The organism is Polynucleobacter difficilis, from assembly GCF_003065365.1.
GTDB classification, from domain to species: domain Bacteria; phylum Pseudomonadota; class Gammaproteobacteria; order Burkholderiales; family Burkholderiaceae; genus Polynucleobacter; species Polynucleobacter difficilis.
The window spans coordinates 465,243-477,193 of the sequence record NZ_CP023276.1 but is presented as its reverse complement, the minus strand read 5'-3'; the positions used below and the strand labels follow the sequence as shown (position 1 = coordinate 477,193).

Annotated in this window: 15 protein-coding genes; 3 read left to right on the top strand and 12 right to left on the bottom strand. The window is 47.1% G+C overall.

Annotation, left to right across the window (positions count from 1 at the left end):
- Positions 1 to 14: 14 nt before the first annotated feature.
- Entirely contained in the window at positions 15 to 353 is a 339-nt protein-coding gene (locus tag AOC34_RS02530) for a bactofilin family protein (protein ID WP_108468633.1), read from the bottom strand.
- A 128-nt stretch (positions 354 to 481) separates the two neighbouring features.
- Between AOC34_RS02530 and AOC34_RS02525 the strand changes: the two genes are divergently transcribed.
- Positions 482 to 922: a surface-adhesin E family protein gene (locus AOC34_RS02525; RefSeq protein WP_108468632.1), complete on the top strand. Its 441-nt coding sequence runs from the start codon at positions 482 to 484 to the stop codon at positions 920 to 922.
- Between the two features lie 13 nt (positions 923 to 935).
- Here the strand turns inward: AOC34_RS02525 and AOC34_RS02520 are convergent, their stop codons facing one another.
- Positions 936 to 1,268, bottom strand: coding sequence for a hypothetical protein (locus tag AOC34_RS02520; protein WP_159074795.1), 333 nt, complete (start codon positions 1,266 to 1,268; stop codon positions 936 to 938).
- A 141-nt stretch (positions 1,269 to 1,409) separates the two neighbouring features.
- On the opposite strand from AOC34_RS02520, the gene AOC34_RS02515 reads away from it, so the two are divergent.
- Together AOC34_RS02515 and AOC34_RS02510 are read left to right on the top strand one after the other, a co-directional pair.
- Positions 1,410 to 2,345 carry a M23 family metallopeptidase gene (locus tag AOC34_RS02515; RefSeq protein WP_108468630.1) on the top strand — a complete coding sequence of 312 codons (936 nt, stop codon included), beginning with the start codon at positions 1,410 to 1,412 and terminating at the stop codon, positions 2,343 to 2,345.
- Between the two features lie 97 nt (positions 2,346 to 2,442).
- Positions 2,443 to 3,009 carry a hypothetical protein gene (locus AOC34_RS02510; RefSeq protein WP_108468629.1) on the top strand — a complete coding sequence of 189 codons (567 nt, stop codon included), beginning with the start codon at positions 2,443 to 2,445 and terminating at the stop codon, positions 3,007 to 3,009.
- Here the strand turns inward: AOC34_RS02510 and AOC34_RS02505 are convergent.
- The 10 genes from AOC34_RS02505 to AOC34_RS02460 all read right to left on the bottom strand — a co-directional run bounded on the left by AOC34_RS02505 (position 3,006) and on the right by AOC34_RS02460 (position 11,948).
- Positions 3,006 to 4,139, bottom strand: coding sequence for an EscU/YscU/HrcU family type III secretion system export apparatus switch protein (locus tag AOC34_RS02505; RefSeq protein WP_108468628.1), 1,134 nt, complete (start codon positions 4,137 to 4,139; stop codon positions 3,006 to 3,008). The genes AOC34_RS02510 and AOC34_RS02505 overlap by 4 nt on opposite strands.
- 68 nt (positions 4,140 to 4,207) lie before the next feature.
- Positions 4,208 to 4,801: a tetratricopeptide repeat protein gene (locus tag AOC34_RS02500; protein ID WP_108468627.1), complete on the bottom strand. Its 594-nt coding sequence runs from the start codon at positions 4,799 to 4,801 to the stop codon at positions 4,208 to 4,210.
- A gap of 26 nt (positions 4,802 to 4,827) precedes the next feature.
- Entirely contained in the window at positions 4,828 to 5,187 is a 360-nt protein-coding gene (locus AOC34_RS02495) for a hypothetical protein (RefSeq protein ID WP_159074794.1), read from the bottom strand.
- Positions 5,188 to 5,255: 68 nt separating this feature from the next.
- Positions 5,256 to 6,065, bottom strand: coding sequence for a hypothetical protein (locus AOC34_RS02490; RefSeq protein ID WP_108468625.1), 810 nt, complete (start codon positions 6,063 to 6,065; stop codon positions 5,256 to 5,258).
- A gap of 4 nt (positions 6,066 to 6,069) precedes the next feature.
- Entirely contained in the window at positions 6,070 to 7,101 is a 1,032-nt protein-coding gene (gene motB, locus AOC34_RS02485) for a flagellar motor protein MotB (RefSeq protein ID WP_108468624.1), read from the bottom strand.
- A 5-nt stretch (positions 7,102 to 7,106) separates the two neighbouring features.
- Positions 7,107 to 7,967, bottom strand: a complete 861-nt coding sequence (gene motA / locus AOC34_RS02480) for a flagellar motor stator protein MotA (RefSeq protein WP_108468623.1) — start codon at positions 7,965 to 7,967, stop codon at positions 7,107 to 7,109.
- Between the two features lie 17 nt (positions 7,968 to 7,984).
- Positions 7,985 to 8,851 carry a flagellin N-terminal helical domain-containing protein gene (locus tag AOC34_RS02475; RefSeq protein ID WP_108468622.1) on the bottom strand — a complete coding sequence of 289 codons (867 nt, stop codon included), beginning with the start codon at positions 8,849 to 8,851 and terminating at the stop codon, positions 7,985 to 7,987.
- Positions 8,852 to 8,861: 10 nt separating this feature from the next.
- Positions 8,862 to 10,340 (bottom strand): flagellar hook-associated protein FlgK, encoded by a 1,479-nt coding sequence (gene flgK, locus AOC34_RS02470; RefSeq protein ID WP_108468621.1) that lies wholly within the window; start codon positions 10,338 to 10,340, stop codon positions 8,862 to 8,864.
- A gap of 43 nt (positions 10,341 to 10,383) precedes the next feature.
- Positions 10,384 to 10,827 carry a hypothetical protein gene (locus AOC34_RS02465; protein WP_108468620.1) on the bottom strand — a complete coding sequence of 148 codons (444 nt, stop codon included), beginning with the start codon at positions 10,825 to 10,827 and terminating at the stop codon, positions 10,384 to 10,386.
- Positions 10,827 to 11,948, bottom strand: a complete 1,122-nt coding sequence (locus AOC34_RS02460; protein WP_108470000.1) for a flagellar basal body P-ring protein FlgI — start codon at positions 11,946 to 11,948, stop codon at positions 10,827 to 10,829. Before AOC34_RS02460 ends, AOC34_RS02465 begins: the two co-directional genes overlap by 1 nt.
- Between the last annotated feature and the right edge of the window lie 3 nt (positions 11,949 to 11,951).

The window sequence follows — 11,951 nt, the reverse complement described above, 5'->3', positions numbered from 1 at the left end:
TCAACCAAAATAGATTAAGAATGTGGGTTAATGTTGTGCAAGTCACCATGCAAGTGACCGCCTTTTTCAATCTCGATTTCAGAGTAATGAATTGAGCCGGTGACTTTTCCAGTAGAGCGAATAATTAAACTGCGCGTTGAAGATACGGACTCGTTTGCCTCGCCGCGTATATCGATGGATTCGCCGGAAAGTTTGCCATGCACAACTCCAGTTGCCTCGATGAGAATTTGTTTGGCCGTTAGTTCACCTTCAATAACCCCTGAAATGGAGGCAATGTCCGGTACTTGAAAGTTGCCCTTAAGGACTACACCCTCACCAACAAATAAACAACCCAGTTGATTTGCTTCAGCCATACTTAGCACTCCTTAGCGCGAAATGTCAATCGTTTATATGCGCACAATTCTACCAGTTGATCTGCAGATTTGGGCTTTAAAATGCATTTTTTGATAACAATTTCTACATTTTTAATGCGAGCCTAACCATGTCAGCCACTCTCAAAAAATCCCTTGTTATAGGTTTAACGGTTTTTTTGATCAGCCCATTTAATCCAGCGCTCGCAGGATGGGTTTTCATTTCAAACGATAACGTTGGAAATGCTTACTACTATGAAGACAGCAAGACCGTAAGGGATAACGCCAATAGCGAAGTGAGCACTTGGCAAATGATCAGTTATGCAGAGGCATTATCGGCTCCCAACGGGGCGCCTACCCAGTCGGTTATTCAGGATATTTCCTATTTTTGCAGGGTGGGCTATGAAAGCTACAAGCAGTTCTACATTGGCTATTACTCTGGGCCAGGAGGCTCCGGCGTTAGCGTTGAGCAGTTCGATACCTCCGGCTCGGCATGGGAGCGGGTTATTCCCGACACCATGAGCTACGTACTCTACGAATTTTTTTGTAAACCACCTACCCCCCAAAAGTAGGCGGTCTAAGGGTCTACTGCTGAACGGCTGAGCCCTGCTCGGTCTGACTGGTTCCTGCTGCCGGCTTTTTAAAGAAACTCATTGGAAAGGTGGATTCGGCGCCATAAGGGCCTTTAATCCAGACTTGGTCGTTGTGGAGCACATAACAACTGCGAGTAACGGATCCCAGGGAATTGACTGAATACGAGAAAAACCAGTTCGGCTCTACTCGGCCATTTTCAGCGGTACACGGCTCGTTAGTGATGTACATCACATCCCCATGAACGGGCATTTGACCCAAAATTGCGGCGTGCCCAGGGCATGCCGCTAAAAACAGAGCCGAGCACACCAAAAACTGGATTCCCAAGGGGGTTTTGAATGGGCGCTTAAAGGAAATCACAGACCAATATTTAGGGTTAGAATCGGGTTTGAAAATTGAATTATATGCCTTAAAATTCATGGAATTACTAATTTTGTCCAAATAAAATCAATTACTTAGACTTGCTACATGCAACTATTTTGGGTATCTGGCTCTACCGGGGCCATTAAGCAAATCAACATCACCAAAGAACGGCTTGTTCGCTTGGGGATCTTGGTTTGCGGCTCGTTTTTGTTGCTCGGAATTTTGATCTTTTCTACCGGCATCCACATTGCCTTAGAAGTAAACCCCGACTTTGCTAGGGAAGTGAGTGGGGTGGTAACGGTTAAAGAGCGCATGGCACTGGATCAACGGTATACCAAGCAACTCAAAAATGCCCAAGATCAACTGGCTAAAGCATCGCTGCACTTCAATGAGTTAAGGTCGATCAAAGACCGCTACCTCGCCATCTCAACGCCCTACACTGTCAAAAATAAGTTCTCGGAGTCCACCAATTTAGGCGGTCCGCTTAAGCCACTCAGCTTTAAGTACGAACATACCAAGACCCTTGCTGAAAACCTCGAAGAGTCGGTTGGCAAAGCCTCGGAGATGATTGAGGTATTTACTAAGCTTGAGCCTGAATGGCTGAAGCAGTATCAATGGCTTCGAACGCTGCCAATTGGTCCCCCAATTGATGCCCGATTGGGTATGACCAGCAATTTTGGCGTACGAATTGATCCGTTCACAAAGCAATTAGCCCAACATTCTGGGATCGACTTTATAACCCCCACTGGGACACCCATCATTGCCGCAGGGGATGGTGAGGTAGTGAAAGCTGGGGTTGATCCTGCCTATGGAAAGTTCATTGAGATTGCCCATGGCGAAGGCTTTGTTTCAAAATACGCGCACAACAGCAAACTTTTGGTCAAGCCAGGCCAAGCGATTGTCCGCGGCCAAGTGATTGCAGAATCAGGTTCAACCGGCCGCTCCACCGGCCCCCACCTGCATTATGAAATTCACCAAAATAAAAACTACCTGAATCCCGCCAAAATCTTAGTCTATGCACCGCCAAGTGCGTATTGGTAAATCAGGCATTACCTCAAAACGCTTCGCGCGAATTATTCAAGATCGAGTATAGTAATTCCATAGCAGTTCTTTAATCTTCGCTTTATCGAGAGAGCTTATGGTCGTGCGATTCCTTTCCGTCAAAATACTTACGCTGTGTGCCCTCGTAACCATTCTTTCCGCCTGTGGGAAGAATGAGGAGCAAGCAAAAACAGAGATTTGGTTACCCGATACCAAGGTTGTAAAGCTGCCAATGGAAGATTACGCAACGATTCCATTCAACACCACACGGGAAGATGCTAAAGATAAGTTTGGCTGTACTGCGTACGAACTCTCCTTTAGTTGCAAAATCAAAACGGATGGTAAAGAAGAGGCAATCTGGCTAATCTACAACGAGGCTGGTCGCCTAGTGCTAATGAAGAAAGAATTGGGCTACTTCAACAAAGATGTGGCTGATACCATCATTGAGCGTTTCACCATCAAATATGGCCTTGATTACACCCCCTCTGAGGGACAAGAAAGTGCTTTTGCCGCAGGCATTCGCAAATCCAAAACCTATATTTTTGCGGGCGGTCAAGTCGCCTTTCAAATTGGTCGTAGTCTTAATAACCGCAATGAACTGATGTTGATTTATTACTTCCCTGAAGATGTGGGAAGCACATTTGCCAAAAGCGTAATGAATTAAAGCAAGGCTTTTCCTGGCCTGAGTTGCTCGGGTATGAAACTGATCTCGGGCATCTCAACTGCGACCCCTCCAGACTCCTTAACGTCGTATGCCCATGCCAATATCTTGGCAATAGCCTCAAATAAAGACATGGGTATCGCTTCGCCTATTTCCAGCTGGCTATAAAGGTAACGTGCTAGCGGTGGAATCTGTGCAATCGGCACATCATGCTCCCGTGCTACCTCCTGAATTCGTAAGGCAATTTGATCCGCTCCTTTTGCAATCACAATCGGAGCAGACATGGTTTGGATGTCATAACGTAGCGCAACCGAATAATGTTCTGGGTTAGCCAAAACTACATCTGCCCGCTCAATCGCCGACATCATGCGCGAAGAGGCAATTTGCCGCTGTCGCTGGCGCAAACGTTGCTTTACCTCAGGAGAGCCTTCTGACTCCTTCATTTCCTGCTTCATTTCTTCGGGACTCATCCGAATTTCTTTGCGGAAATTAAACCATTGAAACAGCCCATCGCCAATGGCGATCAGCAATAGCGGTGCCATCAACAGCAAAAAACCACCCAAGATTAAATAGATGGTGTGGATTAGCGCTGAATCAAAATCCTGACTTACGATCGTACGAATATAAGCAAACAGCCCTGCTAAATAAGCGATACCGATACCCAGTATGAGCGCTGTCTTAACAATGTTTTTAACTAATTCTGCTAGCGCATTTAGGGAAACCATTCGCCCAAATCCGGCAATAAAGTCCAGTCGTTCCAACTTAAACATCGGCGCGTAATAAGCCCGAAAGTTGACCAAGAACAGGGGTGCCAATAAGCCCACCAACCACACCGGCACAAAAATTAAAGCCAGCAAAATCAGCACTACGACCAAAGGTCCACCGAACCACTCTTGAATATGATCAATTAACTTTGCTGGCTCAGCAAATACAAAACTAGCTTTGGTTATTAGTACTAACTGCTGGAGCAGTAGGGGTCCAGCAGCGATTAAAAAGATAATAAAAACCGTTAACAAGGCAAAGGTTGCGATATCCCTTGATTGCGGAAGCTGACCCTGCTCACGAGCGCGTAAGATTCGCTGCTCACTCGGTTCTAGCTCTTTTTCTTGCGAATTGTCATCCGATGCCGCCAATGCGCACCCCGTATCGGTAGTGGTTCAAGCTCGAGGATAAACGATTTGGCTACCGGACATCGAGAAGCTTAAGGCAGGGTCTTTTTTAACTCCTGAATCATCTGGCTGGCACTGGCTAGCTCGTCCGGACTTAGCCTTGCCTTGAGCGCCCTCGCCTCAGGCGCTGCAGTTGGATTACCGCTTTTATTGGACAGGGTCATCCAAACATACGCTTGTACCAAGTCGACCGGGATCTGCTTTCCAGATTCATAAAGCCGGGCCAGGTTATATTGCCCAACGGAACTGCCGGCCATGGCGGCTTTCTGAAACCATATAAAAGCCATCTCTTCGCCATTTTCTAGGCTACTGCTCGCTTGATAACGAACACCCAACTCCAGCATCGCCTGGATGTTGCCTTTATCAGCAGCGCGGTTCATCCACATCCAACCCTGCTCAATACTCTTGGGGGTTCCAATGCCTTGGAAATACATCTGCGATAGGTCGTATTGCGCTTGGCTATTGCCTGCCTCCGAGAGCTGCTCAAAAATCTGCAATGCCTTGGTGTATTGACCAGCCTCGTAGGCGGAACGGGCACGCTGATAATCTGAGCAGGCCAGCAAAGCAAGGCATGCCAGAAATACTAATTGCAAACGAAAAACAGTATGCCAACTGCTAATTCTCATAGCTGCTAACACGGTCTACCTAGGCTCTACTTCTTAGCAGGAGGTAACTTGTCTTTCGTTGGGCTCGATTTTTGCTCTTCAGCATCATCCAGATCTTCTTCGGCACCTTCATTTGCCTTTTTTAAATTTAGCGCAGGCAGCTGTGGCTCTACCCGATAACTTGCACCAAGATCCCCGCCAATCATTCGTGCATAAGAAGCAAAATAGCGGCGCGTCAAGTCAGGGTAATACGGTGCATTCGCCAAATATCCCTTGCTACGTATGCATGCTGGATTGTTGACACTGCCTTCGCAGCTGGCAATGGCAGATAAGCGGCCCACCTCAAATTGCTCACCCAAGGCAAAAGAGGCAATAAGTACAAACAACGGGAAAATCAACCAGAACAAGAGTTTTTTTAGGAACCTTGTCAGCAGTTCAATTTTTGCATTCATGATCGCATGATCTCCGGTAGATACTAATTTAATGTTTCTTGTGATTTTTTGGGGGGAATTTTTTGCACGATATCGTTGGGCAATTTTCTCCAGCTCGCAACGGGCTCTTCATTGTGCAATTTAGCATAGACTTTCACAATCCGAGGATCCGCAGGATTGGCATTCTCTTTCATAGCGGTATACATCTTCGCACCTTCAATTTTATTGCCTTGGTCAATAAATCCGATGGCTGCAGTGTAGTAATAGTTTGTTGCCTTATCTTTGCGCGGCTGCCCCAAAATGGTCGAACTGTAAATATCGCCCATATAGCGGCAGGCAAAGGGATTATTCAATTTAGCGGGCACACTAAAGTACTTTTCTGCCAGCAATAACTGCTCTCTGGAATAGCGCCGATACACGGTTGCACTCAAAACGAAATCGGGATGGGTGATTACTGACGCTTGAGTATCGTAGTAACGCCCACGCTCATACGCAATTAAACCCCGATAGTAGTTTGCTTGAACATCACCCTCTGCCGCTAACGCGTCCAGCTTCTGCAATATTCTTAAGGCTTCTTTGCTATGGCGCAACACTTCATCTTCGGGCTCGATGCATTTTGGATCACGTACGCAGGCAATTGCCACCACCGTTTTGTCATAAGCCCGCTTATACCGTCGATACAGTTTTTTTGATTCGCTGGCGGGTCCCACAAAGGGCTCTGAGCCGGCATTTGATGTGGCTGACTGCTGGGCTTTTGCAGGCGCACTTGAGGCCTGCGACTTACTTTCTGAGGCGTATGCCGAACTGCAAATCGACGCTCCGATGAGAAGGGCTAAGCCATACAGTCTGAACAAGGCGCTACCTCGCTGACTTGCTTGGAGGTGGGGTTACCTTAGGCGGTATCTCCATGGCTGGTGAGTTTGGGGCATTATCTTTCGATAAGAATTGAGCCGGGGCACGCAGATTAACCGGTATCTCTTGGGCCCCTTTTGGAACACCCTCTGGCAACTTCTCTAGTGGCCTTGTGAGCGGCTTGCCTTCTTGCTTTGGTTTTTTATTTAATACCGTGATGGAAATACGGCGATTCAGGGGATCATTTAAATCCTCTGGATTAAGGGGTACCGTATTTGCAAAACCAATGACCTGGACGACGCGGGATGGATCTAAACCACCTGCTATTAACTCCCGACGTGCTACGTTCGCTCGTTCGGTTGATAACTCCCAGTTGGTATACCCAGCTTCGCCATTGGCGTATTTTGTGCCGTCGGTATGGCCTTCAATACGAATTGGGCTGGGACTCTCTTGTAGGGATTTTCCAATAATTCGCAATAGCCTGCGGGCAGAAACACTGGGAACCGAACCCCCGCTACTGAATAAGGGCTTGCCCTTTTCGTCCACCACCTGAATGCGCAAGCCTTCGGAATTAATATCCATAAACACTTGGCCTTTGGAGTTTTTTAATTCTGGGTCCGCATCAATCTTCTTCTGAATATCCTCTTGGACCAGCTCGTTTTTAGTTTTGTCTTTACGGGCATTTTCAACGTCGGTCACAGAAGAGTCGCTGATTCGGCGCTGCTCTGTATCCGCATCGGCTCGTGACTCCTCGCCCATCGTTTTAGTGATGTTGTCACCACCACCCTTAATAATGCGGGTTGCATCGCCCGAGCCTTGGCCGCCAGACAATGAGACGCGCATTGGATTTTGGAAGTAAGAGGAAATGCCAGCCAAGTCGCCTGCTGTTGTGGAGCCTAACACCCACATCAACAGGAAGAAGGCCATCATGGCCGTTACGAAGTCGGCGTAGGCAATTTTCCAAGCGCCACCGTGATGCCCGTGTCCGCCCTTCTTAACGCGCTTAATGACAATAATCGGCGCGTCGCTCTTAGCCATGCCGCTTACTTTCCTTTAACTGCTTTAGTACCCTCATCAAGCTCAGCAAATGAAGGACGCTGGTAGCTAAAGAGTACTTTACGACCAAACTCCACAGCTGCCGCAGGAGGGAAATTATTCAAACTTGCAATCAGAATGGCTTTGACTGCCATGTAGGCACGGCTATCGGCTTCTGCTTTTTGCTCCAGTACCTTTGCCACCGGCGAAACGAATGCGTAGGCCAACAAAATACCTAAGAAGGTTCCTACTAGCGCTGCGCCAATCAACTTTCCTAATTCAGCGGGCGGCAAGCCAATCGAGCCCATGGTGTGTACCACGCCCATAACAGCAGCCACAATACCGAATGCCGGCAAGCCATCGCCGACGTTGGTCACGGCGTTGACTGGGATGTGGGCTTCGTGATGGTGCACATCAAGCTCTTGCTCCATCAAGCTCTCGATCTGGATAACGTCCAATGATCCACCCAGCATCATGCGCAAATAATCAGTAATAAAGTCGACCAGATGATGGTCTTTTAAAATATCGGGGTATTTCTCAAAGAGCGGGCTTGATTCAGGCTCCTCGATGTCGCCTTCCAAGGACATTAATCCATCCCGTTTGATCTTTTGCAAAATCTCAAACATCAGGCACAAAAGATCTAATGATTTTTGCTTTACATTTTTTGCTGTCTTAAAAGCGCCCCCCAAGGCTGAAAACATTTTCTTGAGGTTCGTTGGGGTGTTGGCAGCAATCATGGTTCCGACAGCGGCTCCAACAATGGTCAGAACCTCCGTTGGTTGCCATAGAACCATAATATTTCCGCCATGGAGGGCATAACCCCCCAGGGCACAGGCCATCGCAATAATCCACCCAATTGGGATATTCATACTTCTATCTGCTCAGTTTAGAGTTTTGAAAATAAGTTACTTTGCTGCAGTCTAGCAAACATTGCCTGGGCAGCGTTTAGCAAGGTTTGGGCTCTAGTATAAGATGCCGTCGCCTCTGCCAGATTAGTATCCAATAAAGCAGACTGGGATGCGGCCATTTCAACCCCAAAAGCCCCCATGGCCGACTTCGAGGCGTCCACTTGCGCTGAAATCCCTCCGCTTATCTGCTGTGCCATAGTTAGCTGGTCAAATGAGCTATTTAGGCCCGCCTCAACCTGACTGGCTGTCAATGTCGTGGCATTTCCCAGCGATTTTTCTGTCAAATAGGTCACAAATTGATCAACATTGATATACAACTGGGATTGATTCGGGGTGGTTAACCCCCCTCCAGACCCAAAAGCATCGGAAAATCTAATACTTGAATCAACCATGACATTGGGCTCAATTTGCACCTTATTGACCGTAGCTCCAAAAATTGGATTTCCAGTGGCGTCTTTTGCAACCATCTGGCTTTTAATCGTATCTCGAATTTGTTCCGCTTGAATCTTTAAGGCGCCAAAATTAGAAGCATTGAGGGAGCCATTTTGTGACTGGGTGAATGTTTGCTTTAAGGAATTGAGTCCATCAATAATGCTACTTATTTGAGTTTGTGCATTTGCGTGGGCAGATGTTAAAAAGTTCTGATTTGCCTTAAACATCGTTAATCGGCTCAAATCAAAATCCAGCCTCACGCCCCGAGAAACTGCATACGCATTATCCGAAACATTGCTGTAATTTTTCCCTGAACTGATTTTTTGCTGCCATGCGGTTGCATCAGCTAGGCTGTTATCCATCGCCTGGGTTCCTGCATCCAGCATTTGATTCGAACTAATTCGTATGCTCATTTTCTACTCCTTAGTTCATGATGGATAAAAGCGTGTTGAACATCTGATTACCGGCCTGCAATACTTTTGTCGATGCTGTGTACATCTGCTGGTATTTTAATAAATTTGCAGCTTCTTCATCTAGACTAACGCCAGAAATCGAATCCCGTTGGCTTTTTAGTGTTGTCAAAACTACCGAATCGGCTTTTTGATTGCTCTTCCACGTCGCGACTTGAACGCCTACGTCATTCACAAAATTGGAGGCTGAAGAGGCAAACACGGTACTGAGCTGTTGAAGAGTATTGGCTTTATCCGATGTAATTAGTGGATCGCCCCCATCTGCAGCCCCAGTAAAGTATTGCAAAAAGTTACTAGGTGCTATAGAAATAAAATTCGAGGCTTTTAATCCGCTTGCTGTCAATAGATTAGCCGGACTAGCCAGAGAATCGTAGATTGCTGTCATGCTTGCATCTGACGTTATTTCTGGGATTCCACCGGTTGGGTCCGTTGCGGCTAGGCTTGAATACGTAGATGAGCCAACTTTAAAGCCAAAGATTGCCAAACTGGTGCCCGTGCCCGCGGCAATTGCAGCCGGTGTTCGAGCCGCACTATTAGCAACCTTTACCAATCCCAAGGCGATTGTGTCTAGCTGCCTATTTATACTGGGAACAAATTCATTAGCGATTTTTAATAATGCTCCAGCCTGACCTGAGTCCAGATTCTGAACTGTTGTTAAGACTCCTCTATCGGGGCCATTTTGTAAATTAAATGTCAGAGCCACATGTTCAAAGTCAGAATTAATCGTGATTTTATTTGCAATCGCACGTTCCACTAAAGGCATGCCAGCCACAAGCTGAGTTGCAGTTCCATCGGAATTAATTAAGCTTTGTCCGCCTACCAGTCTCTGTAATTGAGACAATAATCGATCACGCTCATCTAATAAATCGGCGGATGGGGCAGTATTACCAGGACTTGTAGCATTCACAATTTTTTGATTAATGCTTGCCAAAGCGGGTAAGAGGGTATTCGCCTGTGCTACGGTATCAACCAATCCTTTGCGGGCATCGCTTTGCAGCTGCGTTGTCAGCGTACTCATTCCTGACATCCGCTGAGCTACCGCATTCGCTGTTCCAGTTATGGCGCCAGCCATTGCCTTATTCGTAGGGTCTGCCGCATATGCCCCCACTGCATTGAAAAAATTTCCTATTGCTGTATTGAGCCCTGTCGACTTATCTGCAACAAGAGAATCGATTGTCCTTGTGTATTGAACCAGTGTCTCGGAATAGCTGGATTTAGCCTGTTGATTTAGAAGCTGTCCATTTAACAAGGAAGAGTATTGCCTAGTAAAACCTTCGACAGCAAAACTGGATCCATTGTGCATCAAGGAATTGGGTGCCAATGAATCCATGGTGACATTGGCGCTTCGACGTGAGTAACCCTCAATACTGGTTCCAGCCACGTTTTGCGAGGTTGTCAATATCCCCGCTTGAGCAATATTCAAGCCAGCCATTGCTGCTTCGGTTATGGAATAGATTCCCACTTTGAGCCTTTACTTATTTAGGTGCGCCAAGGAAGCCATCTGGCCTCTGCAAGGACTTGAGTGTTTCAGCCGAAACCACAGTATCTTTTGGTGCATTCAGTTCTTTAACGGCCATTTCACCATTTCCGATTAGTTTTCCTGCATTGGCCTGCTGAATCAGCTGCTCCGCCATTTTTGTACCAAAACCCATCCCTTTGCCTCTAGACAGCATATCGGCCATATGGTCATCCATGATTTCGAGGTATGACTTAGAAGCGCCACTCTGCTCTTCGGTTCCACGTATATTGGTATTCCGAACGGTACTGAGCATTTGACGTATTAAAGTACGCTCAAATCCTTGAGCAGCCTTCTTTAACTTATCTTCATTTGATGTCTGCGCTGGCGCCGGGCTATTATTCGCAATAATCCGAGCGCTAGTCTGATCAATCGATGGCGTAATGGCGTTCAATGCACTCATTAAATGACCTCGAGCTCCGCCCTAAGGGCCCCAGCCGATTTGAGTGATTGCAATATCGAAATCAAATCTTGCGGTGTTGCGCCCAGCATATTGAGTGCCTTCACAACCTGATCTAATGATGCGCCAGGTGGCACCGATATCAAACTGTTTTCTTTGCCGCTATCACTGATCGTAGCGGTATCTTGCGATGCAATTGCCGTTTGTCCGCGACTAAACGGTAAGGGCTGACTCACCGTAGGGCTTTGCTGTATCTTTACCGTCAGGTTGCCATGCGCCACGGCGGAAGGCGATAACTGCACAGCTTGATTCATCACGACCGAGCCGGAGCGCGAATTTAAAATAACCTTTGCAGGTCCCGGGACCATTTGCACATCCAAGTCTTGTAAGGCAGCCATGAATGCCGTTCTTTGTAGCGGCTCAACCGGCACGCGAACATTGAGTGATCTAGCATCAATTGGAAGCGCAGTACCTAAACCAAAGCGCCTACCAATGGCTTCTGCGGTTTTTTGCATCAACGCAAAATCAGCCCTGCGCAAATCAATTTGAATAAATTCATCTGCCAATAATGAGGGGACTGCCTTTTCAATCAATCCCCCTGCTGGAATTCGGCCAGCATTTAGGTGATTAATCGATGTTGCCGCACCTCCGGTTGCTGCTCGTGATCCGCCAATCACAATGTTTCCTTGCCCCTGGGCATAGACCTGTCCATCTGCTGCTTTTAAAGGCGTCATGACTAAGGTACCACCTTTGAGGCTGGTTGCATTACCCAAAGATGACACCGTTACATCGATTTGCTGACCTGGACGCGCCAAGGCTGGAAAGTCGGCTGTAACCATGACTGCAGCTGTATTCCGTAACTGGGTTTGACCGCCACCTTGCGGAATCGTTACGCCCAAAACACCAATCATCTGCAATACGCTTTGCAAGGTAAACGGGGTTTGCGTCGTTTGATCTCCTGTGCCATCCAAACCAACAACCAATCCGTAACCAACCAATTGGTTGGAACGTTGTCCGGCGATATCCGCAAAATCTTTAATCCGATCTGCGAAACATTGGGTCGAGACTGCACTAATGCAAAGCATGATTAATGCTTGCTTTTTTAGTTTAGAAAGAAGCTTCATCTT